General features: G+C 65.2%; 31 protein-coding genes and 1 pseudogene. 16 read left to right on the forward strand and 16 right to left on the reverse strand.

Going from position 1 to position 24,917, the window contains the following annotated elements; translation table 11 throughout:
* Window positions 1-212: 212 nt before the first annotated feature.
* On the reverse strand, window positions 213-1,451 hold the full coding sequence (locus IVB50_RS19615) for an MFS transporter (RefSeq protein WP_247297033.1): 1,239 nt from the start codon (window positions 1,449-1,451) through the stop codon (window positions 213-215).
* Window positions 1,452-1,580: 129 nt separating this feature from the next.
* Between IVB50_RS19615 and IVB50_RS19620 the strand changes: the two genes are divergently transcribed.
* On the forward strand, window positions 1,581-2,189 hold the full coding sequence (locus tag IVB50_RS19620; RefSeq protein WP_085384428.1) for a TetR/AcrR family transcriptional regulator: 609 nt from the start codon (window positions 1,581-1,583) through the stop codon (window positions 2,187-2,189).
* A 438-nt stretch (window positions 2,190-2,627) separates the two neighbouring features.
* On the opposite strand, the gene IVB50_RS19625 is transcribed toward IVB50_RS19620, so the two are convergent.
* Complete coding sequence (locus tag IVB50_RS19625; protein ID WP_085386298.1) at window positions 2,628-2,819, reverse strand: hypothetical protein; 192 nt, start codon at window positions 2,817-2,819, stop codon at window positions 2,628-2,630.
* Between the two features lie 281 nt (window positions 2,820-3,100).
* Here IVB50_RS19625 and IVB50_RS19630 point away from each other — a divergent pair, with 281 nt between their 5' ends.
* Window positions 3,101-3,472, forward strand: coding sequence for a hypothetical protein (locus IVB50_RS19630; protein WP_085384430.1), 372 nt, complete (start codon window positions 3,101-3,103; stop codon window positions 3,470-3,472).
* A 241-nt stretch (window positions 3,473-3,713) separates the two neighbouring features.
* Here IVB50_RS19630 and IVB50_RS19635 read toward each other — a convergent pair whose 3' ends face one another.
* Both IVB50_RS19635 and IVB50_RS19640 read right to left on the reverse strand, forming a co-directional pair.
* Window positions 3,714-5,087 carry a PleD family two-component system response regulator gene (locus tag IVB50_RS19635; RefSeq protein ID WP_018455158.1) on the reverse strand — a complete coding sequence of 458 codons (1,374 nt, stop codon included), beginning with the start codon at window positions 5,085-5,087 and terminating at the stop codon, window positions 3,714-3,716.
* 14 nt (window positions 5,088-5,101) lie between these two features.
* Window positions 5,102-5,467, reverse strand: a complete 366-nt coding sequence (locus tag IVB50_RS19640) for a response regulator (protein WP_007603272.1) — start codon at window positions 5,465-5,467, stop codon at window positions 5,102-5,104.
* Between the two features lie 266 nt (window positions 5,468-5,733).
* On the opposite strand from IVB50_RS19640, the gene IVB50_RS19645 reads away from it, so the two are divergent.
* The 3 genes and pseudogenes from IVB50_RS19645 (at window position 5,734) to IVB50_RS19655 (ending at window position 7,737) form a co-directional block, all read left to right on the forward strand.
* Entirely contained in the window at window positions 5,734-6,045 is a 312-nt protein-coding gene (locus IVB50_RS19645; RefSeq protein ID WP_027518410.1) for a DUF3572 domain-containing protein, read from the forward strand.
* Complete coding sequence (locus tag IVB50_RS19650; protein WP_085395620.1) at window positions 6,042-7,331, forward strand: DNA polymerase IV; 1,290 nt, start codon at window positions 6,042-6,044, stop codon at window positions 7,329-7,331. The genes IVB50_RS19645 and IVB50_RS19650 overlap by 4 nt, the downstream gene beginning before the upstream one ends.
* A pseudogene (locus IVB50_RS19655) lies at window positions 7,331-7,737 on the forward strand (ACT domain-containing protein). Before IVB50_RS19650 ends, IVB50_RS19655 begins: the two are co-directional and overlap by 1 nt.
* A gap of 9 nt (window positions 7,738-7,746) precedes the next feature.
* Here IVB50_RS19655 and IVB50_RS19660 read toward each other — a convergent pair.
* Together IVB50_RS19660 and IVB50_RS19665 are read right to left on the reverse strand one after the other, a co-directional pair.
* Window positions 7,747-8,148 (reverse strand): RidA family protein, encoded by a 402-nt coding sequence (locus tag IVB50_RS19660; RefSeq protein WP_007603265.1) that lies wholly within the window; start codon window positions 8,146-8,148, stop codon window positions 7,747-7,749.
* Between the two features lie 65 nt (window positions 8,149-8,213).
* Complete coding sequence (locus IVB50_RS19665; protein ID WP_007611285.1) at window positions 8,214-9,059, reverse strand: cell envelope integrity EipB family protein; 846 nt, start codon at window positions 9,057-9,059, stop codon at window positions 8,214-8,216.
* 234 nt (window positions 9,060-9,293) lie between these two features.
* Between IVB50_RS19665 and IVB50_RS19670 the strand changes: the two genes are divergently transcribed.
* From IVB50_RS19670 to IVB50_RS19685, 4 genes are read left to right on the forward strand one after another with little or no spacing between them, the layout of a single operon-like run.
* Window positions 9,294-9,761, forward strand: coding sequence for a RidA family protein (locus tag IVB50_RS19670; RefSeq protein ID WP_007611287.1), 468 nt, complete (start codon window positions 9,294-9,296; stop codon window positions 9,759-9,761).
* A 5-nt stretch (window positions 9,762-9,766) separates the two neighbouring features.
* The gene (locus tag IVB50_RS19675) at window positions 9,767-10,513 is read left to right on the forward strand and encodes a glycerophosphodiester phosphodiesterase (protein WP_018455163.1); all 747 of its coding nucleotides are present in this window, start codon (window positions 9,767-9,769) and stop codon (window positions 10,511-10,513) included.
* A 54-nt stretch (window positions 10,514-10,567) separates the two neighbouring features.
* Complete coding sequence (locus IVB50_RS19680; protein ID WP_204511402.1) at window positions 10,568-11,812, forward strand: GNAT family N-acetyltransferase; 1,245 nt, start codon at window positions 10,568-10,570, stop codon at window positions 11,810-11,812.
* A 52-nt stretch (window positions 11,813-11,864) separates the two neighbouring features.
* Window positions 11,865-12,293 carry an HIT family protein gene (locus tag IVB50_RS19685; protein ID WP_018455165.1) on the forward strand — a complete coding sequence of 143 codons (429 nt, stop codon included), beginning with the start codon at window positions 11,865-11,867 and terminating at the stop codon, window positions 12,291-12,293.
* A gap of 109 nt (window positions 12,294-12,402) precedes the next feature.
* Here the strand turns inward: IVB50_RS19685 and tsaA are convergent, their stop codons facing one another.
* The 4 genes from tsaA to IVB50_RS19705 all read right to left on the reverse strand — a co-directional run bounded on the left by tsaA (window position 12,403) and on the right by IVB50_RS19705 (window position 15,065).
* A complete protein-coding gene (gene tsaA / locus IVB50_RS19690; RefSeq protein ID WP_018455166.1) occupies window positions 12,403-12,894 on the reverse strand; it encodes a tRNA (N6-threonylcarbamoyladenosine(37)-N6)-methyltransferase TrmO in 492 nt (163 codons plus the stop codon).
* A 31-nt stretch (window positions 12,895-12,925) separates the two neighbouring features.
* Window positions 12,926-13,276: an AzlD domain-containing protein gene (locus tag IVB50_RS19695; RefSeq protein WP_018455167.1), complete on the reverse strand. Its 351-nt coding sequence runs from the start codon at window positions 13,274-13,276 to the stop codon at window positions 12,926-12,928.
* Window positions 13,273-14,013, reverse strand: a complete 741-nt coding sequence (locus IVB50_RS19700) for an AzlC family ABC transporter permease (RefSeq protein ID WP_018455168.1) — start codon at window positions 14,011-14,013, stop codon at window positions 13,273-13,275. Before IVB50_RS19700 ends, IVB50_RS19695 begins: the two co-directional genes overlap by 4 nt.
* Window positions 14,014-14,120: 107 nt before the next feature.
* Complete coding sequence (locus IVB50_RS19705) at window positions 14,121-15,065, reverse strand: lytic transglycosylase domain-containing protein (RefSeq protein WP_039799356.1); 945 nt, start codon at window positions 15,063-15,065, stop codon at window positions 14,121-14,123.
* Between the two features lie 115 nt (window positions 15,066-15,180).
* Between IVB50_RS19705 and IVB50_RS19710 the strand changes: the two genes are divergently transcribed.
* Complete coding sequence (locus tag IVB50_RS19710) at window positions 15,181-16,221, forward strand: TRAP transporter substrate-binding protein (protein WP_204513945.1); 1,041 nt, start codon at window positions 15,181-15,183, stop codon at window positions 16,219-16,221.
* A 42-nt stretch (window positions 16,222-16,263) separates the two neighbouring features.
* On the opposite strand, the gene IVB50_RS19715 is transcribed toward IVB50_RS19710, so the two are convergent.
* Together IVB50_RS19715 and IVB50_RS19720 are read right to left on the reverse strand one after the other, a co-directional pair.
* Entirely contained in the window at window positions 16,264-16,464 is a 201-nt protein-coding gene (locus IVB50_RS19715; RefSeq protein ID WP_018455171.1) for a hypothetical protein, read from the reverse strand.
* Window positions 16,465-16,540: 76 nt separating this feature from the next.
* Window positions 16,541-16,837 (reverse strand): hypothetical protein, encoded by a 297-nt coding sequence (locus tag IVB50_RS19720; protein ID WP_085351377.1) that lies wholly within the window; start codon window positions 16,835-16,837, stop codon window positions 16,541-16,543.
* Window positions 16,838-17,070: 233 nt separating this feature from the next.
* On the opposite strand from IVB50_RS19720, the gene IVB50_RS19725 reads away from it, so the two are divergent.
* Window positions 17,071-17,709: an HAD family hydrolase gene (locus IVB50_RS19725; RefSeq protein WP_085351376.1), complete on the forward strand. Its 639-nt coding sequence runs from the start codon at window positions 17,071-17,073 to the stop codon at window positions 17,707-17,709.
* Window positions 17,710-17,714: 5 nt separating this feature from the next.
* On the opposite strand, the gene IVB50_RS19730 is transcribed toward IVB50_RS19725, so the two are convergent.
* Both IVB50_RS19730 and IVB50_RS19735 read right to left on the reverse strand, forming a co-directional pair.
* Window positions 17,715-18,755, reverse strand: a complete 1,041-nt coding sequence (locus IVB50_RS19730; protein ID WP_085384438.1) for a phenylacetaldoxime dehydratase family protein — start codon at window positions 18,753-18,755, stop codon at window positions 17,715-17,717.
* A gap of 26 nt (window positions 18,756-18,781) precedes the next feature.
* A complete protein-coding gene (locus tag IVB50_RS19735; protein ID WP_018455175.1) occupies window positions 18,782-19,798 on the reverse strand; it encodes a carbon-nitrogen hydrolase family protein in 1,017 nt (338 codons plus the stop codon).
* Window positions 19,799-19,995: 197 nt separating this feature from the next.
* Here IVB50_RS19735 and IVB50_RS19740 point away from each other — a divergent pair, with 197 nt between their 5' ends.
* From IVB50_RS19740 to IVB50_RS19760, 5 genes are all read left to right on the forward strand, one after another.
* Complete coding sequence (locus tag IVB50_RS19740) at window positions 19,996-20,952, forward strand: helix-turn-helix domain-containing protein (protein ID WP_018455176.1); 957 nt, start codon at window positions 19,996-19,998, stop codon at window positions 20,950-20,952.
* Window positions 20,953-21,050: 98 nt separating this feature from the next.
* A complete protein-coding gene (locus tag IVB50_RS19745; RefSeq protein WP_247297034.1) occupies window positions 21,051-21,287 on the forward strand; it encodes a hypothetical protein in 237 nt (78 codons plus the stop codon).
* Window positions 21,288-21,403: 116 nt separating this feature from the next.
* Entirely contained in the window at window positions 21,404-22,429 is a 1,026-nt protein-coding gene (locus IVB50_RS19750; RefSeq protein WP_085351373.1) for an aldo/keto reductase, read from the forward strand.
* Between the two features lie 26 nt (window positions 22,430-22,455).
* Window positions 22,456-22,677: a hypothetical protein gene (locus IVB50_RS19755; protein WP_162496372.1), complete on the forward strand. Its 222-nt coding sequence runs from the start codon at window positions 22,456-22,458 to the stop codon at window positions 22,675-22,677.
* A 146-nt stretch (window positions 22,678-22,823) separates the two neighbouring features.
* Window positions 22,824-24,245, forward strand: a complete 1,422-nt coding sequence (locus tag IVB50_RS19760) for an MFS transporter (protein ID WP_051112982.1) — start codon at window positions 22,824-22,826, stop codon at window positions 24,243-24,245.
* Between the two features lie 46 nt (window positions 24,246-24,291).
* On the opposite strand, the gene IVB50_RS19765 is transcribed toward IVB50_RS19760, so the two are convergent.
* Window positions 24,292-24,600: a cupin domain-containing protein gene (locus tag IVB50_RS19765; protein WP_018455180.1), complete on the reverse strand. Its 309-nt coding sequence runs from the start codon at window positions 24,598-24,600 to the stop codon at window positions 24,292-24,294.
* On the reverse strand, window positions 24,540-24,836 hold the full coding sequence (locus tag IVB50_RS19770; RefSeq protein WP_245288412.1) for a hypothetical protein: 297 nt from the start codon (window positions 24,834-24,836) through the stop codon (window positions 24,540-24,542). Before IVB50_RS19770 ends, IVB50_RS19765 begins: the two co-directional genes overlap by 61 nt.
* Window positions 24,837-24,917: the final 81 nt, after the last annotated feature.

The raw sequence follows: 24,917 nt of genomic DNA on the forward strand, positions 1-24,917 counted from the left end.
CGTCCCCCCAGCGCGGTTTCCTCCTTTGGAGGCTTTCGGACGCCGGCCCCCGTGTGCGCGGCAACACCGTCATGGGGCCGGCATCCGAAACCCTTCACAATTACGGAAGTCCCAAATTGGGCGCGGCGCTGGGCACTGATCGGGGCAGCGGTACCACTCCGTTTGATGATGCCGCGCTCCACGAAGTTCGCTCAAGCCGCTGGACGCCTCGCCTACGCCGTCCGCAACACCGGCGCCGGCGGCTGCGACGGCCGGATCAGCGCAAACGCGACCTGGATGATGCCGCCGGCCAGCCCCAGCGCGACGCCGATGCGCCAGGCCATCGTGTACGAGCCGAGCGCGTCGTAGAGCAGCCCGCCTCCGTAGGCACCGAGGAAGCTGCCGATCTGGTGGCTCATGAAGGCGAGGCCCTGGATCATCGCCTGCCAGCGCAGGCCGAACATCTCGGCAACCGCGCCCGCGACCAGCGGTCCGACACCCATCCACAGGAAGCCCATGATTGCGCCGAACAGCAAGGTCGAGGCAGGCGTCGCCGGCAACATGAAGTACCAGGCCAGCGCCAGCGAGCGCAGGACGTAGATGCCGCCGAGCAGCGCCAGCTTGTTCCAGCGCTGGCCGGCCCAGCCGAAGAACAGCGAGCCGAGCACGTTGAAGCCGCCGATCATCCCGAGCGTCTGCGCGCTCAGCATCGGATCGAGGCCGCAGATCGCGAGATAGGACGGCAGGTGCGTGGTGAGGAACACGAGCTGCATGCCGCAGACGAGATAGGCGCAGGTCATCACCACGAAGGACGCATTGCCGAAGGCGGTCTTCGCTGCAATCATCGCCGTGGCATCGACGATCTCGTCAGTCGCGGGCTTCGGCAGCGGGACCGCGTCGACGCGCCCGGCATACCAGGCCGCCGGGATCATCAGCACCGACATCACCACGAAGCCGGCCAGCCCAATGCGCCAGCCAAAGCCCTCGTTGAGCATCTGCCCGATCGGCGCTGACAGCAGCGCGCCGAGCGAGCCCGCGCCGGAGACGATGCCGAGCACGGTGGAACGCACCGTCGCGGGCACCGCGCGCGCCGCCACCGACATCGCGATTGCCGCCGCGGTGCAGGCGAGCGAGGTGCCGATCAGCACGCCGGCGCCGATCATGATGGCGACGAGACCGTTCGCGGTTGCCATCAGCACCAGGCCCGCGATGTACATGAACGAGCCTGCGATCATGATCGGACGGAAGCCGTAGCGCGTGGTCATTGCCCCGGCGAGCGGCTGGAGAAAGCCCCAGGCGAGGTTCTGCACGGCCAGCGCCAGCGTGAAATCGGAGATCGACAGATGGATGTCGTGGGTCAGCGGCTGCATGAAGATGCCGAGGCTCTGCCGCAGCCCCATGCTCAGCGTCAGCATGATCGAGGCGCCGATCAGGATGGGCAATGTCGGGCGCAGGACCTGCAACAGGGGCATTTTTGTCTCCCTCATCGGCGCGGCGCGAGCGCCGTCGTCTGCAATATCAGTTGATTTTGGTTACACAGACCTGTGTACTTAGGCTATGAATAGCGTGCGCTGTCAAGCAAACAGGACATTCACCGCCGCATGGCTCCCCCGCCCGCCCCACAGACGATGAAAGAGCGGATTCTCGAGACCGCCGACAAACTGTTCTATCTTCAGGGCATTCGCGCCATCGGCGTCGACACCATCGCGGCCGAGATCGGCATCTCCAAGCGCACGCTCTACAACCACTTCCCCTCCAAGGACGCGCTGATCGCCGCCTACCTGGAGCGCCGCTTCGTGCAGCCCCGCCCCTCCGACAAGCCCCCGGCCGAGCAGATCCTCGCCACCTTCGATTCGCTGGAGCGCCGCTTCGCCGCAAAAGATTTTCGCGGCTGCCCGTTCGTGAATGCCGTCGCCGAACTTGGCCCGGCGGACCGCGCCGTAAAGAAGATTGCCATCGCCTTCAAGGAAAGCCGCCGCACCTGGTTTCGCGATCGCCTCAATGAGCTCGGCGTTGCGAACGCAGAGGCACTCGCAACGCAGCTTGTGCTGCTGGTCGACGGCTCGATCGCGCAGGACCTCGTCCGCGACGACCCCGCAATGGCCCGCGCCGCGAAGGAAGCGGCGACGGTGCTGCTGCGGAATGCGGGGGTGACGGTGGGAGATCAGACTACGGTGAAGCGAGGCAAGCGGCCGGCCCGGCATCCCTGAAGCAGCTGCAACATCAGAACCCGCCGCTCGCCGCAAGAAGTACGGATCGGAAAGCACGCACCGCAAGGTCCGTTTGCCGTGCTTCACCCTTCGATCTCTTGAAGCGAGTGGACTGAGAGGAACCATCGTCATTTCGGCGTAGTTGACCTTCTTTACACCGGAGAAGGTCATGAATCGAAAATCGCTTCTTCTTACAGCCGCACTGTCCTTCGCTGTTGCCGCTCCCGTCTTCGCACAAGGCGGCGGCGGAGGTGGTGGCGGCGGAGGCGCGGGTGGCGCAGCTGCGAGCGGCGGCGCGTCCGGATCATCCGCCAGCTCAGGCGCAGGCACTGGCACGTCTGGCGCCGCCAATGGAGGCCACTCGGCGCCATCCGGCATGGGCACAAACGGAACCTCAACCGGCGCTCACACCAACAACTCTCCAACCAACCCGAACGTTCAGCCCCCGACGCCGAACGGGAATACCGCGAGCACACCGACCACCACCGGCGCGGGCAACACCGCGTCAGGATCGACACAGGCGGGCACGCCAAACGGGACCGACAGGTCCGGTATCACGTCCACCAACGGCGCCAACAGCGACAACAAGAACCAGATGAGCCCCGCGGAGCAGGCAAGAACGGGGATCAAGACGCTTCCACAGGATCAAACTCCAGGAGCCGTCAGTGCGCCGGGTGTTGGCGTCGGTCATGCGGCGAACGGCTTGCCGATCGGTACGCCCGGTTCAGGGACCAGCAACGTCGATCAGAAGTGACCCGGACTTTCTCCATCTCCACAGGGCCCGCTACGGCGGGCCCTTTCTGTGACGTCCTGAAGGGAGTGGACGAGGCCTGGGCTGCGAGGGCGAGACATGGAGTAAACTTGGCATCAGGCGGCCCTGCCGATACACTGGTTTTTTTTGGGGCGTGCCCATGATTAGATTTTCGTCGTTGCTGCCAATTTCATTTCTGATCATCTGCACCCCGGCCTGGGCCGACGAGATGAAGATCCAATTCACGTTTGGACCTCCGCGGCCCTGCACCACCGTCTTTCCCAATCCCGAAATCAAGATGAAGAGTGTTCCGCCCGGCACGCGCACGATCGTCGTCAAGTTTCGCAGAGAGAAGAACTACGAGATGGGGGGCCAGGAGATCCCATTTCCTTCAGACAACATCGTGAAGCCGGAGAGCTTGCGAACCTGGGGCCCCTGCAATTCCGGCCTGTACACTTATGAGGTCATCGCGAAGTCCAGCACGGGCGCGGCCCTGGCCAAGGCAGAATGGTCGGAGCCCTATCCTCCCTGACCTGAAGGGTGGACGCCCGCTTGTTCGCCGTGGCGTGCCGGATTCCTCGCTAGCGGGATGACAGCAGAGTTTGTGGATGTTGGATGCTAGCAGGATGCTCCTGTTTTGCCCGACGAGTCAAACGGCAATGCTGTGCGCATCAGCCGTTTTGCAGCCGACGTAAGCCATTGATCCGACTAGTGTCGGCTACTGTGCATGGGGTTGTTTTCGCGTTTTTTTAAGCGGGCGTGTGCCAGCGGCCTCACGCCGCGTGCGACACCACGCGATTGCGGCCGTCGTGCTTGGCGCGGTACAGGGCGGTATCGGCGCGCTTGAGCACGTCGCCAACCGCCTCGCCCTTCTGCTCCAGCGTGGTCAGGCCGATCGAGATCGTGACCTCGATGCGCTTGGTGCCCTTGTGGATCGCAAAGGGCTCGCCGGCGATCGAGCGGCGCAGGCGCTCGGCGACCATGCCCGCGACGTGGAGATCGGTCTCCGGCATCACGATGACGAATTCCTCGCCGCCGTAGCGACAGGCAAGGTCGATGCCGCGGATCGACTTGCGCACCCGCACGGCGAATTCGCGCAGCACGTCGTCGCCGGCGTCGTGGCCGTAATTGTCGTTGATCGACTTGAAGTAGTCGATGTCCAGAATCATCAGCGCCAGCGGCTTGCCGCGCGTTGCGGCCTGCTCGGCCAGCGTCGCGAGATGGCTCTCCATGTAGCGCCGATTGTGCAGCCCCGTGAGCGCGTCGGTGATCGCCATCTCGATCGAATTCTGCACGTTGTCGCGCAAATGGTCGGTGTAGCGGCGACGGCGGATCTGGGTGCGGGCACGCGCCAGCAGCTCGATCTTGTCGATGGGACGCAGCAGATAGTCGTTGACGCCGATCTCGAGCCCGCGCAGCAGCCGCGTCGCGTTCTCTGGGTCGGCGATCGCCAGGATCGGCACATGCCGCGTGCGCTCCAGCGAGCGCGCCTGGCTGCACAGCCGCAGGCCGTCGAAATTGTTGAGGTCGAGCGAGACGATCAGCAGATCGTAATTGCCCTCGGCGGCGTGGAACAGCGCCTCCGTCGGGTTCGGCTCGACGTCGATGGTGTGCTCGGCGGCAAGGATCGTCGCCAGCCGCTCATAGGAGGACTGGCGGTCGTCGACCAGCAGGATACGGCCGCCCTTGCCGGTGTCGGAGATCGCACTGCGCTCGGGCGCCTGCATGCCGATCTCGAGCGAGGTGATGGCGCGCATGCGCAGCTCGTCCGTCATCATCTTCAGCCGGGTCAGCGAGCGCACGCGCGCGATCAGCACGACATCGGAGACGGGTTTTGTCAGGAAATCGTCGGCGCCGGCTTCCAGCCCGCGGTTGCGGTCGGACGGGCTGTCGAGCGCGGTGACCATCACGACGGGAATGTGATGCGTGGCCGGATCGGTCTTGAGCCGGCGGCAGACCTCGAAACCGTCCATGTCCGGCATCATGACGTCGAGCAGGATGATGTCGCATTCGGCGCGGGCGCAGATCGCCAGCGCCTCGGTGCCGTTCGCGGCGGTCATCACGTCGAAATATTCGGCGGACAGGCGGGCTTCGAGCAGCTTGACGTTGGCAGGGACGTCATCGACGACGAGAATACGCGCGGACACTGTGAACTCACTTCCTATCCGATGAAACGTCGGACCGTCTCAATGAATTTGCCGACCGAGATCGGCTTGGACAAATAGGCCTCGCAGCCGCCCTCGCGGATGCGCTCTTCGTCGCCCTTCATCGCGAACGCCGTGACGGCGACGACGGGAATGCTGCGCAGCTCCGGATCGTCCTTGATCCAGCGCGTCACCTCCAGGCCCGAGACCTGCGGCAATTGGATATCCATCAGCACGAGGTCGGGCCGCATCTTGCGAACGAGGTCGAGCGCCTCGTAGCCGTTGCTGGTGCCGGTGGTCTGGTAGCCGTGCGCCTCCAACAGGTCGCGGAAGAGCTTCATGTTGAGCTCGTTGTCTTCCACGATCAGGACGGTCTTAGCCATCCCGCCCTCCTGATTGGTCCGCAGACCGATGCATGTGACGCCTCAGGCGCCGGTCGCCGGCGCTTCGAAAACTGGATTCAAACTAGCCTCGAATTCGCTTGAGTTTCGTTAAACCCGAGGGCCGACTTTCTGCGATGTGGTTTCCAGTTGCTTGTCGGGGGTCGCAAGACTTGGGTAAGAGACTGGGCAAGAGACTTGGAAACGAGACTCGGGCATGGTGGCCCCAAAGTAGACACCGAAAGTTAACGGAAAGGCAAACCGGCCACGTGAAAAAGCCTGTTCACAACCCGCGCGAAGTCGCTGAAATCGTTGCGCTTCAGGCGCTGTCTTTCGTCGCGGGCGAACCCGAGCGGCTGGGCCTGTTCCTGGCCGAGACAGGGGTCGGCCCGGAGATGCTGCGCAATGCCGCCTCGGACCCCAATTTCCTGCTGAGCGTGCTCGATTTCGTGATGCGCGACGACGCCACCGTGAAGGCTTTTGCCAGCACGGCGGAACTGCATCCGACCAACGTTGCCGCAGCGCGGCAGGTTCTCGGCGACGCGCTCGGCGACCCCAATTGGGAGCGCGACGTGCCGTGACCTCCTTGGAGACGGCCGGGCCCCGCTGCTTCTGCCGGGATTGTTCGGCCGATCTGGATATGGGCGTGCGGCGCTGTTCCGCCTGCGGTTCCCCCCGCCTCGCCCGCCACCGCGCGCTCGCAAGCCTGACCATCGCCCATATCGACTGCGACGCCTTCTACGCGACCGTCGAGAAGCGCGACAATCCCGACATCGCCGACAAGCCCGTGATCATCGGCGGGGGCAAGCGCGGCGTGGTGTCGGCCGCCTGCTACATCGCCCGCACCTACGGCGTGCGGTCGGCCATGCCGATGTACAAGGCGTTGGAAGCCTGCCCGCATGCAGCCGTGATCCCGCCGAACATGGCGAAATATGTCCGGGTCGGGCGCGAGGTGCGCCAGGCCATGCAAGCGCTGACGCCGCTGGTCGAGCCGCTTTCGATCGACGAGGCGTTCCTCGATCTCTCCGGCACCGAGCGGGTGCACGGCATGATCCCGGCCAAGGTGCTGGCGCGGTTCGCACGCAACATCGAGCGCGACATCGGCATCAGCGTCTCGGTCGGCCTCTCCTGCAACAAGTTCCTGGCGAAGATCGCCTCCGACCTGGACAAGCCGCGCGGGTTTGCTGCGCTCGACCAGGACGAAGCGCGCCTGATGCTGGCGGAGAAGCCGGTCGGTTTCATTTTCGGCGTTGGACCCGCGACGCAGGAGCGTCTGGTGCAACGCGGCTTCCGCATCATCGCGGACCTGCAGAAGGCCGACGAGATCGAGGTGATGCGGCAGTTTCCGAGTGACGGCCGCAGGCTGTGGCGACTCGCGCGCGGCATCGACGACCGCCGCGTCGAGCCCGATCGGGGCGCCAAGACGATTTCGAGCGAGACGACGTTCGAGACCGACATCCGGGACTTCGCGACGCTGGAGAAGATTTTGTGGCGGCTGTGCGAAAAGACGTCGTCTCGCCTTAAGAGCAGCGAGCTCGCCGGCCTGACCGTCACGTTGAAGCTGAAGACCGCCGATTTCCGCCAGCGCACCCGCTCGCAGTCGATCACGGCCCCGACGCAGCTTGCCGCGAAGATCTTCTCGATCTGCCGCGAGATGCTGGCGAAAGAGATCGACGGCACCGCCTTCCGCCTGATGGGCGCCGGCGTCAGCGCCCTGCGCGAGGGTTCAGTCGCCGACGACACCGACATGCTCGACCGCCGCGCCGCCCATGCCGAGCGCGCGGTGGACAGCTTGCGCAAGAAATTCGGCAGCGCCGCAGTGATCCGCGGCATCGCGTATGAGGGGCCGGAAAAGGCGCAGGAGTGATGACAGGCGAACGCGACCTCCACGCACTGCTGAGACACATGAAGCCGGAGATGCGGCCGGGCATCTTCGTGTTCTGCACGATCCCGACGAACGAGCCAGTTCCCGCAGCGCTCAGTCCACTGCTGACGTTTTGCGAGCAGGAAGGAACGACGCTGGTGCTCCTGCGCGAAGAGGCCGAAGCGGCAGGACTACGCCACGCATTGCATCGTGCCTGATCACCCTGACGGTTCACTCCGCACTCGATGCGGTCGGCTTCCTGGCGGCGATCACGGCACGTCTCGCCGCAGCCGGCATCAGCGTGAACGCCGTGTCGGCGTTTCACCACGATCATTTGTTTGTGCCGGCAGACAGGGCCGACGACGCGATGGTTCTTCTGCGAGAGATGTCCAACGCAACACACTTGTAGCGAAAGATCTCAATCCGCGACAGCCACCGCTTCGATCTCGATCATCCATTCCGGCGCGGCGAGCGCCGAGACGCCGACCAGCGTGCTCGCCGGCGGCTCCATACCTTCGAAGAAGGCCGAGCGGGCCTTGCCGATGATCGGGCGCAGCTCCGGCTTGTAGTTCACGACGAAGGTCGTGATCTTCACGATGTTGGCGTAGCTCGCGCCGGCCGCCTTCAGCGCATGCCCGAGATTCTGCATCACCTGCGTGGTCTGCGCCGCGAGATCGCCCTCGCCGACAATCCGCCCCTCCTCGTCCACCGACACCTGGCCGGAGATGTAGATCGTCCGCGCCCCCGTGGCGGTGACGACATGCGAATAGGCGGGATTGTGATGCAGGCCGCTGGGACGGAGATGATCGAGCTTGGGCATGACGAGCCTCCCGGATGTTTGTGGTTGGGAGGAGCGTAGCCAGAGACCGCGTTGCAGGCCAGCCCTCAATTGCAGGGCTTGCTGTCCTTCGCGTCGAACTTGCCCATCGCGCCCGAAATCACAAAATCGTTGTAATCGAGCACAAGCTGGCGCGAGACGCCGTTCTCGTAGAGCTCGAACGCCATCGCATAGACCGGCGTCTGCTCGCCTTCCTTCTGCTGGGCCTCACGATCGAAATAGCTGACGGTGACGGGCCAGCGCTTGAGGGACTTCATGTGCTCGTCGGACGTCGAGGGATCGGGCGAGCCTTCGCGTTCGGCGGGGATCGGCTGGCCGATCACGGTCAGCGTGTTGTAGACCTTTTGGCCATCGTCGGAGCCGTCATAGACGGAGAGTTCGAGCAGCGACTTGCCGTCCTTGGCGGCGGCAATGATGCGCTGGATCTGTTCGGTCGGGAATACGATCTTGCCGTCGAGCGTAAAGCTCTTCGGGGCCGGCAGCTTCAGCTTGACGTTGATGTGGTCGCCGTCGCGCTCAGCCGAGCCGTCGACCCGGCCGGCATCCGCCTCGTTCATCCGCGTCTCGATCTTGAAGCGGTAGCTTTTGCCGCCGGCGTCCTCCCAGGAATTGGAGCGGAGGTCGCTGAGCGTGACCTTGCCCTCGCCGCTGTCGAGCTCGGAAACCTGGCGGAATTCGGAGGTGTAGCCCTCGCACGAACTTCCGGTGAAATTGTAGAGGATGCGGCCGCGCGCGCTGTTGATCGAATTCGAGCGCGATTTCACCAGGCTCAGATCATAGAGCGCCTGATGCGCGAGAAACGGACCGTTCGCGGCCAACGCCCCGCCTCCGGGGCCGAGAGCGGCCGCCGCGAGCGCCGTCACACCGAGCGAAGTCCGGAAAAGGTGCAGCATGTCTGGTTCCTGAGGAAAGCGCAGATTCGACATTTTAATGACCGTTCCATTGCGTCGCAACTGAGGCCGTTTCACGTAAAGTTGCGGCCTTTGCGTTGAACCTCCTGCCCTGCCTCAACAAAATGCCACCCCCGACGGTTGCTTGCATGTGGCGGCACGATGGGCGAAACAGGGCCCGCCCGGCCTGCAAGGGATGCGCCGGGGCGGATGGATTTTTGGACAACGAGGTCGGACATGGCGGGCACGGTCGAGCAGAAGCTGGCGGAACAGGGCATCAAGCTGCACGAGGCCCCCACCCCCGTGGCAAACTACGTGCCGTTCGTGCGCACCGGTAATCTGCTGTTCGTCTCCGGCCAGGTTTGCTTCGATCCCGCCGGCAAGCTGATCGCCAAGGGCAAGCTCGGCGCCGGCGTGACCATCGAAGACGGCGCCGCGGCCGCCCGCGGCTGCGCCGTCAATCTGCTGGCCCAGGTCAAGGCGGCGCTGGGCGACCTCGACAAGGTCGTGCGCGTGGTGCGCCTCGGCGGCTTCATCAACTCGGCGCCGGACTTCCTGGACGGGCCGAAGGTCCTCAACGGCGCCTCCGACCTGATGGTCGCCGCCTTCGGTGACAAGGGCCGTCATGCCCGCACCACTGTCGGCGTCGCCTCCCTGCCCGCGGATGCGGCGGTCGAGGTCGAAGGCGTGTTTGAGGTCGCCTGAGGCGAATGCGCGCTCCTGATTGGCTGACAGCCCGCCCGGTCGCCCATCGCGGCCTGCACGACATTTCCCGCGGCATCGTCGAGAACATGCCGGGCGCGGTGCAGGCTGCAATTGCGGGCAATTTCTCCATCGAGGTCGACATCCAGCTCTCCGCCGACGGCGAGGCCATGGTGCATCACGACCATGCGCTCGGCCGCCTGACCGAGGCCACCGGCCCGCTGGTCGAGAAAACCGCCACTGAACTGAAGGCGCTCACGTTCAAGGACACGGCCGAGCGGATGATGTCGCTCAGCGACCTCTGCGCCCTTGTTGGCGGCCGCGTGCCGCTGGTGATCGAGGTTAAGAGCCGTTTTGACCGCGACCGCAAGCTGGTGAAGCGGATGGCCGAAGTGCTCGCGTCCTATGATGGCCCCGCGGTCGGCATGTCGTTCGACCCGGACCAGGTGCTGGCGCTGCGCGAGCTGCTGCCATCCCGCCCCCGCGGCATCGTCGCGCAACGGAGCTATCAGGACGACTACTGGGCTCATCTGACGCAGCAGCAGCGCGACAGCATGCTGTACCTGCGCCATGGTTTTCAGACCCAGCCGCAGTTCGTCGCCTTTAGGGTCGACGACCTGCCCGCCCCCGCCCTCTGGATCGCCCGCAATGTGTTCGGCTGCGCTCTACTGGGCTGGACCGTGCGTACGACCGAGCAGCGGACGCGGGTCGCGCAATATGCGGATCAGATGATCTTCGAGGGCTTCGTACCCTAGGCTTGATGTTTCCCACTCTTGAAGTCGCTGCTGCAATGCACGATCTTGGGCACGATGGCACCATCCGAAATCACCCTTGAGGCCGTACCTTCCATTGGCGAAGTATCGCCGGACGACTGGGACGCCTGCGCCAATCCCGGCGGCAAGTCTTGTAATGGGCATGGCAAGGGAACCTCATCCGGACTTCCAGGGGATTCCCTCGGCCTCTCAAAGCCCGGCTATAACCCCTTCGTCTCCCACGCGTTTTTATCGGCCGTTGAGAAATCGGGTTCGGCCACGATCCGCACCGGCTGGGGACCGCGGCATCTCGTGGCCAAGGTCGACGGTCGCGTCGCCGGCGTCGTGCCCTGCTATCTGAAATCGCACTCGCAAGGCGAATATGTCTTCGACCGCGGCTGGGCCGATGCCTATGAGCGCGCCGGCGGGCGGTACTATCCGAAGCTGCAGGTTTCGGTTCCGTTCACGCCGGCGACGGGACCGCGGCTGCTGGTCCGCGACGGCGTTGACCGCGAGCACATCATGGAAGCGCTGGCGAGCGGGTTGGTGGCGCTGTGCGGTGTCAGCAAGGCTTCCTCGGTGCACGTCACTTTCGCCCGCGAGGCGGAGTGGAAGCTGCTCGCCGAGCACGGCTTCCTCCAGCGCACCGACCAGCAGTTCCATTGGCACAACGAAGGCTTTGCGAGTTTCGACGATTTCCTGGCGACGCTGAACTCCCGCCACCGCAAATCGATCAAGCGCGAACGGCGCGATGCGCTGGCTGCCGGGGTCACCATCCACTGCCTCACGGGCAAGGAGATCACCGAGGATGCCTGGGATGCGTTTTTCATGTTCTACATGGAGACCGGCTCGCGCAAATGGGGCCGCCCTTATCTGACGCGGGAATTCTTCTCGCTGATCGGCGAAACCATGAGCCAGGACGTGCTGCTGGTCATGGCATGCCGCAACGATCGCTGGATCGCGGGCGCGATCAACTTCATCGGCTCGGACACGCTGTTCGGCCGCAACTGGGGTGCGGTCGAGCATCATCCCTTCCTGCATTTCGAGGTCTGCTATTACCAGGCGATCGACTTCGCCATCAAACGCGGTTTGGCGAATGTCGAAGCCGGCGCGCAGGGCGAGCACAAGATCGCACGCGGCTACCTGCCGCGGACCACCCACTCCGCTCACTTCATCGCTGATCCGGGCTTGCGCCGCGCCATCGACGATTACCTCAAGCGCGAGCGCGCCTATGTTGCGGAAGCCGGACGGGAGCTGGCCGAGCTCGGCCCGTTCCGCAAAGGCGCCGACGAGGCGCCTTGACGGTTCGTTGCGGCTGGTGACAGTAAGCGCAAAATTCCAGGGAGCCGCCGCCATGACCGCCTACGACCCCGACAACATCTTCGCGAAGATCCTCCGCGGTGAATTCCCCTGCCACAAGGTTTACGAGGATGAGCACGTGCTCGCCTTTCTCGACATCATGCCGCGGGTACCGGGCCACACGCTGGTGATTCCAAAAGCTCCTGCCCGCAACATCCTCGACATCAAGCCGGACGACTACGCCCACGTCGCCCGCGGCGCACACAAAATCGCTGCCGCAGCGATGACGGCGTTCAAGGCCGACGGCATCACCGTGCAGCAGTTCAACGAGGCGGCCGGCGGACAGGTGGTGTTTCATCTCCACATGCACGTGATGCCGCGCCACGACGGCGTGGCGATGCTTCCGCCCGCCAGCCGCAAGGAAGACGTCAAGGTGCTGGAAGAGAACGCGACCAAGCTGATCGCGGCGTTGAAGGCGGGCTGACGCTCTCCACTCGTCATTGCGAGCGCAGCGAAGCAATCCAGACTGCCTCCGCGGCTACAGTCTGGATTGCTTCGTCGCAAGAGCTCCTCGAAATGACGGAGGAGACACTTCACTCCGTCTGAAAATCTCCCGGCTGCGGGGCGGCCAGCGGCGTGAACTCGCAACGATCTGGTTTGATGTCGATCAGCGGCGTGTTGTCGAGGCAATCGAGCCCGCGCACCAGAATCGCGTTGCCTTCGATGCCGACCAGCTTCACGATCGACGTGCCGATCGGATTAGGGCGCACCGGCGAGCGCAGCGAAAACGTGCCGCGGGTCTTCTCGTTGTTCTTAGGGCTTTGCAGGACGATGTCGCGGCGCGACTTGTCGAGCCAGTAAAGCACTTCGAGATTGCTGTAGAAATCGACGCCCTTGATCGCCGGCACGAACGGCTCGAAGATCTCGAGCCGACATATCGGGCCGTCTGTCCGGCCCTGCCGCGGGGTCTCCATCCGCGAGCTCCAGGGCGTGCGGATGCGGCCGATGAAGACGAGTCCGGCATCTTGCGTCGGCGGCAGCTCGATGGAGACTTCACCCTCGCGGAGCTGGTTTTCGCGAACCATATGTCCAATTCCCTGCTGTTCGCCGGCGGTTTTAGCCCAACCACCACTTGCCGGCCAGCATGAAGACTTCGCCCGCGACCACGCCCGCGAAGATCGAGCGGCGGGCCAGCAGGAAGACGACGAGGCCGGCGCCGACCGCACCGTAGCGCAGGGCGTCCGGCACGCTCGCAAGCGCCCCGGGGGGCTCGACCACGATCTGGGCGATGACGCCGGCCAGGGTCGCCGTGGCGACCGCCCGTACCCAGACCAGAAGCTCGGAGCCCTCGTCGATGCCGCCGCCGAACCACAGGCCCAGCATGCGCCATATCTGGTTGGGAACAACGCCGGCGACGAACAGCACCGCCAGCGCGTGCCAGTCGCCGATGAGCTGCGCAAAGCTCATGCGCGCACCTCCCGCCACCAATGCGCGCCATAGGCAATCGTGCCCGCCACGAGCCCGCTGACGAGGATGTCGAGGCCGGAATTGATCTTCGCGGCCAGTGGATACAGCAATATGCCCAGCGCGAGGGCGACGACATCGGCGAGCTCGCGGCTGTTGCGTGCGGTCGAGAACAGGAAGGACAGCGGCGTCAGCAAAAGGATCGCCGCGCCAAGCGTCTGAGTCAGATTGGCGGCAAGGAAATAGCCGACCGCATTGGCGGTGAGACACACCGAGACAAGACCGAAGCCAAGTCCGTTGACGAAGGCGATCCGGCGTTCACGCGGTACCTGCGGCAGGAAGCGATGGCATTCGACCCACAGTGTCACCGCGGTGAGATGCGCCGCGAAAAACAGCTCGCGCCGTTTCGTCGTCGGCGTGCGCATCAACGGCAGCACCGAGACCACCATCGGAAACAGCCGGATCGCACTGACGGTGACCGCGATCGCGGACTGGACGATCGTCGCGCCGGAGCCAAGCGTGGTGATCAGGATGATCTGCGCCGGACCTGCCCAGACGAACAGCGTCGAGCAGAGCGCCCAGAGCAGGCTGAAATGTGTGTCGTGGGCGAGCGCGCCGATGCCGAGATAGGTCACGAACAGCACGAGCGTGAGGATGGTCTGCGTGATCGAGCGCAGCCCCCACGCAAAGGCGCGCCAGGGACTTTGCCATTGAGGTGAATTGAGCGGAGGAAGCGCCACGGGGAGTCTTGGCCGGATGAGGAATCGTGCCCGCATAACGGGCAATGCGGCGCCTCGCGTCAAGAAAAGCGCACGGCGGGGCTGGCATGCACGCTGGGACAGATGCCCTACCCGCTCACACCGCGATTCTTCAGCACGAAGCACGCCCCGCCGGCCTTGCGGATGCGACCGCAGAGTTCATCCGCCTCGCTCCGCGTATCGGCGCCGATGCGCACCTGGTAGAAGGCGCGCGTGCCGCGGCTGCGCATCACCGAGCTGAGCAGGCTCGGATCACGTTCGCCGATCACGGCGTTCAGCCGCGTGACCGCGCGGGAGTACATCGCCAGCGCGCGGTTGCGGTCAAAGCCCGCGGCGAGCTGCACGCCCCAGACCTTTGCAGCCGCAAGCTCCACATGCTGCTCGAGCTCGGCGACGAAGGCATTCGGCGCGCGCTTCAAAAGCGCCATCAGATCGCGGCAGCTCGTCGGCGGCACGCTGGGCGGCCCCTTGCCGGTCGCGCCTGCCTTGGCCCACGCATCGACGCTCGTGCCGGTGATCGCAAGAACGTAATTGCGGGTCTGCTCGGGCATGCCGCCGGTGCCGGCGAGCCATTCCTGCACCCGGCGCGGCCCGGCATTGTAGGCGGCCGCCGCCAGCCCCAGATTGCCGAACTGGTTGCGCAGCTCGTTCAGGAATTCCGCCGACTTCGGCAGCGCCTGCACCGGATTGAAGGGATTGAGCAGCCCGCGCTCGCTCGCGGTGCCCGGCATGAATTGCGCGATCCCCTGCGCCCGCTCGCCGCTGCGCGTCACCGGCCCGACCGCATCGGTCTGGAAGCGGCTTTCCTGCCAGATCACGCGGGCGAAGAACTCCAGCGGAAGATTGGCATCGCGCGCCGCGGCCTCGATGATCAGGCAGATCGACTCCCGCGTGTCGCTCTCCCGCGCACCGGGCTTCTCCGGCTGCACAGCGAGTTCTTCGACGCTTGGGATGGCAACGTCGGTCTTGGCGGACGAACTGTCCCATGCCGCGGCCTGGGTCGACGAGACAAGCAGCGCGGAGATGATGCACATCGCAATCTGCACCCATCGCGCGCAGGCACGGCGGTAGCGCGCCTCGGCGCGGCATGCGACAGTGTGATCAACAATGTTGTGGCATCGTGCCATGGTTCGACGGGTCGCCAATATTATGCTGCCTGACCTGCTTCTCCCAATGCGTTACCCCGCCAACCGGATCCGCGCGATCCTTGTCCTCGCCGCGCTCATCCTGAGCGTCGCGCCAGCCGCCGCGCAGGTGACGTCTCAAGTCGCGTCTCAAGTCAATTGGCGGATGACCACGGAATACCCTGAGAATAACATCTCCGGGATTGGGCTGGCGACTTTCGCCAGCCGCGTCTCCGACCGTACCCACGGCTTCGTGACCGTGACTAACGCCTTCGACAACCAGCTCAAGATCAACTCGGGCGAGATGCCGCGCGCGGCGCTGGACGGCCGGATCGCGGGCGGCGATGCCTTCGCGGGCGCGCTCTCGGGCCTCGACCCTGTGCTCGGATTGTCCACCCTGCCTTTTCTCGTGCAATCGGTGGATCTCGCCCGGGCCACCAATCTGCGGGCGCGACCGCTCTATGAGAAGGCGCTGGCTGCGCGCGGCCTCAAGCTGCTCTATGTGACGATCTGGCCGGCCACGGGCCTCTGGTCGGAGCAGTCGCTCGACGGTGCTGACGACCTGCCGAAACTGAACCTGCGAACCTACGATGCCAATTCCACCGAGGTCATGCGCGCAGCCGGCGCGAACGCGCAATTCCTGCCGATGGATGCGGCGCTCGCCGGACTGAGGGAACACCGGCTGAATGCCTTCCTCACCTCCGGCGACGGCGGCGCGGGACGCAAATTGTGGGACTTCCTGCCGCATTTCACGGCCATCAACTACGCGATGCCAATCTCGATCGCCTTCGTCCGCAGCGACGCCTTTGCCGAACTGTCCGAACCGATGCAGCGCGAGGTGCTGGCGGCGGCGGCCGAGACTGAGCAGAGCCAGCTGGCGCTATTGAGCCACCGCACCATCGAGAACTATGCGCGCATGCGCGACAATGGCGTCCATATCGCCGAGCCGGCGCCTGCGTCCCTTGTCACGGAGCTGCGGAAGGCAGCAACGGGCGCGATCACCGCCTGGGAAACCCGGGCAGGCGCGGAGGCGACCGCCATCGTCGAATGGGCGAGACAGCAATGAGGGAGCGGTAGCGGCGCTCCGCTGGTCTCGCTGCCTACCGCCTTAGTTTTTGACCGCAACCGGGATTTCGCCCCGGATGGCGCGGTCGAGGGCATCAATCAGCGCCTGGATCTCGATAAACTTGTTGCGCGCTCGCTCGGCCGTGTCGCGCACAAAGGGGGCGGCCAGCACTTTCGCATGCGCGTCCCTGTCCTCGATCATGCGCTCACGGGCCTTCTTCAGGGTTTCAAGTCGCTCGCTCATCCGGCCTCTCCTGAAAAAATCGTCTCGATCCCTCGTCCGGACTCGTTGATCGACGAGCGCGGCGAACGAGCAACCCTCAACAGCCGCGGCAGATGTTCTTCAGCTTCGCCGCGGTTCTGGCCTCTTCCGCCACGAACGGGTCCTTGTAGGCAGCACGGGACCCATCGCCTTCCGCAGCAGCGGGCTTTTTTTCCTTCGGAGGAAACGCAGCATCGTAGCAGGCGAGACGTCCGCTCGTGCTTTCGATCGCCCGGCAGTCCGGTCCTGCCGCGACAGCGCCTTGCGACAGTGTGCCAAGTATCAATGTGCCAAGCATCAATGCGACGAGAAGCGCTCTCCGGCGGATCCAGTCGACCAGACGAAATCGAGTCATGCACGCTCCTGCTCAGTCGGCGGGAGCGCTGGTGACCCTCAGTCACCGGTCGATGCCAATGGAAAGGCGGTGATGGCGCGACTCTACGCTTCCCTCCCGCGAATAGCGAGCTTTAAGGGATACGCGGTATCGGGAAGGCGATTTTCGGCGTGACAATGGTTGCGCGTTTGCCTTGGCCCCCGGCCTCGTTTAGGTCTGGCAATAGGCGGCGGTATCAACACAGGCGCGACAATATGGTGACCATTTATTTCGATCTCGACGGCACGCTGACCGACCCGAAGCCCGGGATCACGCGCTCGATCCAGTACGCCCTGGAGCGGCTCAACGTTGCGGTTCCGAGCGAGGACGAGCTGACCTGGTGCATCGGGCCGCCGCTGCATGCCAGCCTGCAAAAGCTCACGGGCAGCGCGGAACTCGCCGACCGGGCGCTGCTGCTCTATCGCGAGCGCTTCAGCGACGTCGGCCTGTTCGAGAACGAAGCCTATGCCGGTATCGTGGACACGCTGACAACGCTTGCCGCGACAACACCGCGCATGTTCGTGGCGACCAGCAAGCCCGCGGTCTACGCCACCCGTATCGTCGAGCATTTTGGCCTCAAACCGTATTTCGAGCGGGTGTTCGGCTCCGAACTCGACGGCACGCGCGTCGACAAGCGCGACCTGCTGCGCTACGCGCTCGACGAAGCCAGGGTCGATCCCGCCAGCGCGATCATGATCGGCGACCGCAGCCATGACGTGGTCGGCGCCCGCACCAACGGCATGACCGCGATCGGCGTGCTCTATGGCTACGGCAGCGAGACCGAGCTGCGGGACGCCGGCGCGCATCACATCTGCGCCGCGCATCCCGAGCTGCTCGGCCATTGCGTGATCTAACTCTATCAAGCGGCGACGGTCTCCACCGCCGCCAGCATGCCGGTCTTGGCGTGACAGTTCAGGTACTCGAAGAACTGCTCGTCGGCAGCAGCCACGGTGACCTCGTGGTAGAGCCGCAGTTTTGCCGAGGGGCCGAGCGTCGACAGGTACTTCATCGCGGCGCCGAATATCCTGACGTGGGACGGATGCGATTCCGCCCACCGCTCCAGCGCCGCCAGGCTCTTCCACCAGCTTTGACCGTAGGACTTTTCACTCGCGTCCCCGCCGGCTGCAAGCACGCGCATGTAACGGTTGGCGTAACAGCCGATGCCAAGGCCGTCATCGCGCAAGAAATCCATGCCCTCGCGCAACACCGGTTCGACGTCGTCGAGATAGAGCTTTCGTTCAGAGGTCTCGGTATCGCTCCAATCCTGGCCTGATCGGATCAGACAGAGATTGTCGTGCGCCTTCACGCGCAGCCGCGCGCCGTCGCGGATCAGCTCGGGATTGCCGCCCGGCGACATCGGGCCGGTCTGTGACAGCGGGATGCGGTCGCGCATGCCGCCCCAATAGGCGTGCTCCTGCACCTCGCCGCTCATGCCGCCGGAGATTGCGGCGACGCCCTCGGGCCGGCCGAGCGAGGAAAACAGCGTCTCGTGCCGCGCCACCGTGGGGCGCAGCACCTCGATGAACGTGCCGATGCCCTCGGGCTGCGCTCCGGTCCAGGCCTCGCGCGCCGATGCAAACCATTTGTCGAACCGCGCAATGTCGTCCCAATAGGCCACCGAGACGACGTTCTCGTAGCCTGCCTGATCAACATATTGCGCCCGGTCCCAATGCGAAGGACCGCCTTCCGCGGCAAACCGCGCCGCGATTTCGGCGAGAGCGTCCGTTGCAGCAGCTGCCGCCGTGCCGCGATACTGAAGGCCGAAATAGGCCATCACGACCCGGTTCACGGAAGGCTTATAGCGCGCCACGAAGGACGGGTATGGCGGCTGGTAATCGTCCGGCACGCGCTTGTGGCGCGTGCGCGGCGTCTCGAGATGCAGAGGAATTGCGGATTCCATGATCGTGCCTCCCTCGATTGCGGCGATCAGCTCGCCGCCGCGGCAATGTCCGTGGGCTCGACGGTGTCGACCGGCAGCGCAAACTGCTCGACGCGCTGGTATCGCTTCTTGTTGAGCAGGAGCCGGGTCACGTCGGGGCGCGAATAGTGCCCGGCTGGATCAGCGGCGTTCTTGGCGACGCCGATGGCGCCAAGATCGATCTCGGCGATCAAGAGGCCCTCCTGGTCCGGCGCGAGCTTATCGCCGATCTGGCTGCCATCGGGGCCGTAGATCGCAGCGAAGCCGCCGCCGGCATGCAGCAGCGCGTGCTTGTCCGGCCGATCACAGAGCTCGTCGATCATGGCTTGCGAGACCGTCGCGCAAGGCGCGAGCACGAAACAGGAGCCCTCGACCGCATAGACGCGCGAGGCGGCGTTGTTCACCTCGGCGCCGAGCGCCGGCGCGAAAGGATCGTAGAGCGAAAAGCTCGGCCAGGCCGCGACATGGACCTGCTCATTCTGGGCATACATGGCGTATTTCGACAGCGGCTGGAGATGCTCCCAGCAGCACAGGGCGCCGATGCGGCCGATGTCGGACCGCGCGTGCACGGCGAGATCGCTGCCGTCGCCCTCGCCATAGACCGTGCGCTCGGCATGGGTCGGCCGCAACTTGCGGCGCTTTGCGATGGTCTCGCCATCGGGCCCGATCAGCCATTGCGCCAGATAGAGACTGCCGCCGTCGCGCTCGGACAGACCGAGCACGGCAGTGAGCTTGGCCTTGCGCACGGCGTCGCGCAGCCGCTCGGCCTGCAGACTGTCATAGGACAGCGAATTGTCGAAATAGCGTTGCACGAAGCCACGACCGATCGCCCAGGCCGGCGAATCCATCCAGATGTGCCAGGGGTAGCCGGGGATGAAGGCTTCCGGAAAAGCGATCAGCTTGGCGCCCTTCTCGGCGGCGTCCCTGATCAGGGCGATTGACTTGTCGATCGAGGCGTCGAGATCGAGCCAGGCGGGCGCCGCCTGCACCACCGCGACCTTGTATTTCGGATGTTCGATGCCCATTCCCGCCTCCCTTGCCGGTTGATCGGAAGCCAGGTCCGATGCAGTCTATTTGACCAAGCCGGGCGGCGGGCGCTCGACCGCGGCGGAACAAAAACTCGACCGGACGGGATTCACCGACCCGGTACGGGATTTGCCTTCGTCAGTCGGGACCAGCGCCGACACGCGATTTTGCGGGATGTGAAAGGGAGGCTCTGCAGATGCCAATCCAGTTCACCACGGACGACAGCCCAGGCCACCGCCGGCTTGCGCTCTGGCAGGAAATCGTTTGCGACGTCTTCGTCGGGCTCGACTGCAGGTCCGATCTTGGCAGCGCCTTTCGCGGCACGGTCACCCGGGCGCCACTGGGCAAGGCGGAATGCTCCGAGGTCTGCTCCGACCGTCAACACGTGTTGCGCACGCCGTCGCGCATCGCGCGCTCGGATCAGGACTTCATCCTGATCGCGCTCGGCAATCGCGGCGCCGGCGGCGTGGTGCAGGACGGCCGCGAGGCCGTGGTCAGTCCGGGAGAGTTTGCGCTCTATGACACCACCCGTCCCTACGAGCTGAAATTCGACGGCATCTTCACGCAGACCATCTTCAAGGTGCCGCGCGAGATGCTGCAGCGCCGGCTCGGCGCGACCGAAACTCTTACTGCCACCTCTTTCGGGCCGGACTCGCCACTGCAGAGGATCGCCTACGATTTCATCTACCGGCTCTGCCAGAGCGCGGATCAGATCGATCTGCACCACGCCGCCGCTCTGTCGGAACAGGCCGTCGATGTCCTGGCGATGGCGCTGGGCGAGCGGCTGGGCAAGACGCCGCTGCCGTCCTCGACGCATCGCTCCGCCCTGCTCTACCGATTGAAGGCGCATATCCGGGCTCATCTTGCCGATCCCGACCTCTCGCTGTCCGAGACCGCAGCGGCGCTCGGCATCTCGTCCCGCTATGTCAACGATCTCCTGGCTGACGAGGACACCTCGTTCCAGCGCTACGTCCTCGGTGAGCGCCTCGCTCAATGCAGGCGCGACCTCGCCTCCCCCGTGCTCGCTCACCGCCACATCAGCGAGATCGCCTTCGCCTGGGGCTTCAACGACCTCTCGCATTTCGGCCGCGTCTTCCGCGAGCATTTCGGGATGTCACCGCGCGACTTCCGGCAGAGCCAGTCGCGGCATTGACGTCCGGGCAGCCAATGGCCCGAGCCTTCGCTTCAGGCGAAGGCCGTGCTCGTGAATTCCAGATTGTCAGGTGCTGCAGCCGGGATCAGGCTCTGCACATGAGAACCAACGCCACGATAAGCGGATCGGAAGTCTTGCTCGGCGTGATCGCGATCCGGCTCGCGGTGCTTGTTGCGGTGGGCTGGAGCCTGACGCTCCTGCCGCGGCCGGCGCGCGAGAGCGAGGCCACCTGCCTTCAATCACCAGTAACGAGGGGCGCGGCTCCGCTTCCGGCGACGACGGGCAGCCCGCGCGTGACTGACGCGGCATTCGATGACATGCGTCTGCACGACTAGGCCGTTTCCAAGCAAGGCCGGTATGTGAGCGCGAGGTAGGACACGGCGCAGCCTTGCATTACGATCCGGCACAGAGGTCGCGGGGATCAATCAGCGGCCAGCCGAGGAGCAAATCGATGGAATACCGACGCTTGGGCCGCTCGGGCCTCATGGTGCCCGCCTTGAGTCTTGGGACCGGCACCTTCGGCGGCGTGGGCCGCCTCGCTGCGTGGGGCACCACCGACGCGACCGAAGCCCGGCGCCTTCTGGATATCTGCCTCGATGCCGGCGTGTCGATGTTCGACACCGCGAACGTCTATTCGCTCGGCGAGTCCGAGCGCGTTCTCGGCGAAGCCATCAAGGGCCGCCGCGACAAGGTTTTGGTTTCGACCAAGGCGACGTTCCGCTTCGGCGACGGCCCCAACGACATCGGGTCGTCGCGGCAGCATCTGCTTACAGCCATCGACGCTTCGCTGAGCCGGCTCGGCACCGATTACATCGACCTGTTCCAGCTTCACGGCTTCGACGCCTTCACCCCGCCTGAAGAGGTGCTCGCGACTCTCGATGTGCTCGTGCGCGCCGGCAAGATCCGCTACGTGGGCGTGTCGAACTTTTCGGGCTGGCACCTGATGAAATCGCTTGGCGTTGCCGACAAGCATGGCTTCCCGCGTTACGTCGCCAACCAGACCTATTATTCACTGATCGGGCGCGACTACGAATGGGAGCTGATGCCGCTCGGCCTCGACCAGGGCCTCGGCGCGGTGGTCTGGTCGCCGCTCGGATGGGGACGCCTCACCGGAAAGATCCGCCGCGGCCAGCCAAAGCCTGACGTAAGCCGCTTGCCCAAGACGGCCGAGTTCGGCCCGCCCGTGCCGGACGAGCACGTCTATCGCGTCGTCGATGCGATCGACGAGGTCGCCAGGGAAACGGGCAAGAGCGTCTCGCAGATCGCGCTGAACTGGCTGCTGCAGCGTCCGACCGTCTCGACGCTGATCATCGGCGCGCGCAACGAGACGCAGCTGCGCGAAAATCTCGGCGCGGTCGGCTGGTCATTGACCAAGGACCAGATCGCCAAGCTCGATGCGGCGAGCAAGGTGACGCTGCCCTATCCTTACTGGCACCAGCGCACAACTTTCACCGACCGCAATCCGCCGGCGGTGTAGAGACCGGCACGCCGGCGCAGTCCGGCTTGAGCTGCATCAAGCCGGCCCGCGCCGACAGTGGCATCGTGCGCTCACGCGAGGCAGCCGATGCGCCGATTTGCCATGAAGGCCCTGTTCACCGCTCTCAATCTCAACCGCGCCGAGCGGAGCGGATCGATTGGGAGCGCACCATCCTGATCGTCTCGACCGCGGTGACGGTTGGGCTCGGCGCGCTCTATGTGTTCGGGAAGTCGACCTCCCGCTGGTGAGCCGCGAGGCCATGCCGACCCATGCCCGCGCTGCCGGGAGACCCGCTCCCGGCGCAGGAACCGCCCGTATCCTGCCGGGTTGCGATGCATCTCGCAATTTCCTAATCCGGAGACGAACCACGGCTCGAATCAAGCACGCCGCCATCATGTTGCCAGCCTCCATGGAGCACGCCGACGGCCTGCCGCAGCCGCAGCGTGGCCAGGCGGTCCTGACCATTGCGCTCGGCATTATCATGGCAGTGGTCGACAGCGCCATCGCCAACGTCGCGCTGCCGACGATCGCGGCCGACCTCGACGCCAGCCCGGCGTTCTCGATCTGGATCGTCAACGGCTACCAGCTCGCGATCACGATCTCGCTGCTGCCGCTGGCTTCGCTCGGCGAGATCGTCGGCTATCGCCGCGTCTATCTGGTCGGCCTGGTGCTGTTCACATTTGCCTCCGCACTCTGCGCGCTGGCGCACACGCTGCCGCTCCTCACGATTGCACGCATCGTGCAGGGGTTCGGCGCGGCCGGCATCATGAGCGTCAACGCAGCGCTGGTGCGTTTCACTTACCCACGCAGCCAGCTCGGCCGCGGCATCGGGCTCAACGCTCTCGTCGTCGCCTTCTCAGCCGCGGTCGGCCCGACGCTCGCCGCCGGTATCCTGGCGTTCGGCAGCTGGCCCTGGCTGTTCGCCATCAACGTTCCGCTCGGCGTGGTGACATTGGTGCTGGGCCTGCGCAGCCTGCCGCACACCAGGCCTGCGAGCCATTCCTTCGACTGGCAGAGCGCGGGGCTGTCCGCGATCACCTTCGGCGTCGGCATCGCGGCCGTCGATAGCGTCGGTCATGGCGAAGCCGCGATCACCTGCCTCGTGCAGTTCGCCATCGCGCTCGTCGCCGGCGCGCTGCTGATCTACCGCGAGACCCACATGGCCTCGCCGCTGCTGCCGATCGACCTGTTGCGCATCCCCGTGTTCGCATTGTCGATTGCGACTTCGATCGCCTCGTTCTGCGGGCAGATGCTGGCCTTCGTCGCGATCCCCTTCTATCTCCAGAGCCGCTTCGGCTATTCGGCGGTGCATATGGGCCTCTTGATCACGCCGTGGCCGATCGCGGTGGCGTTCGCAGCCCCCCTCGCCGGCCGCCTGGTGGAGCATTATCCGGCCGGCCTGCTCGGCGGCATCGGCCTTACGCTGTTCGCCTGCGGCCTCGCTGCGCTCGCCTTGCTGCCGGCTGCGCCCACGCCGCTCGACGTGGTCTGGCGGATGGCGCTGGCCGGCGCCGGCTTCGGCCTGTTCCAGACCCCCAACAACCGCACCATGATCGCGGCCGCCCCGCGCGAGCGTGCCGGCGGCGCCAGCGGCATGCTGGGGACGGCGCGGCTGCTTGGGCAGACCACCGGCGCAGCGCTGGTGGCACTCTTCCTCGGCCGCTATCCGATCGAGGGAACCAGGATCGCGTTGCTGACCGGCGTCGGCTTCGCGCTCTGCGGCGCAGCGCTGAGCATGTTGCGGCTGTCGTCCGCGGGTGCGCGCGGCGCCGAGCATGTTCGCGTGCAGGACGACCAGCGCCTGCGCGGCGAATAGCGCGCGACCATTTGGGAAGGCCGATTTCGGCTGCGTCCGGCGCGCCTCACATCTTCACCATCTCGGTGCGATATTTCGGCAGCAGTGCTGCGATCAGCTTGCCTTTCTCGGCCATCTCTTCCGGGGTCGGCTTCGGCGGTGGCGATGTGCGGCCTTCGACGGGAAAGCCAACCGCCAGGAAGAATTCGTCCTGTCCCGCTGGCGCGCACATGCAGAGCATACGGGCCGTCTTGCCGGACACGTTCTTGAACGCGTGCGGCGCGTTGGCCGGGACGTTGACGGTCGACCCCGCACTTACGGTATGGGACTTACCGCGAAAGGTGAATTCAAGTTCGCCTTCGAGCAGCGTGAACATCTCCTCGAAGTCGTGGCGGTGCGGCGGGGCCCGCCGCCGGCGGGCACCAGCATGTCGACCAGGCAATAGCGTCCTGCGGTCTGCGCGCCCGACACCAGAACCGTGTAGGTGCCGCCGGCCACAGAGATATGCGGCACGTCAGCGCCGTCGGGATCGGCGACCGTCAGGGCGCGGCCGGGATCGTCGGCGGGGATCGAGGAAGCTGACGACGAGTTTGCAGAAGGCGTGTTGGTCATACCGGATCTTCTTGCTTATATTTGGCTGCCAACGAGAAAGGCCGGCTTCTCAGCCGGCCTTTTCAATTCATCGCGCGCAGA

The sequence above is a fragment of the Bradyrhizobium sp. 87 genome (assembly GCF_023073015.1).
GTDB lineage: Bacteria > Pseudomonadota > Alphaproteobacteria > Rhizobiales > Xanthobacteraceae > Bradyrhizobium > Bradyrhizobium canariense_D.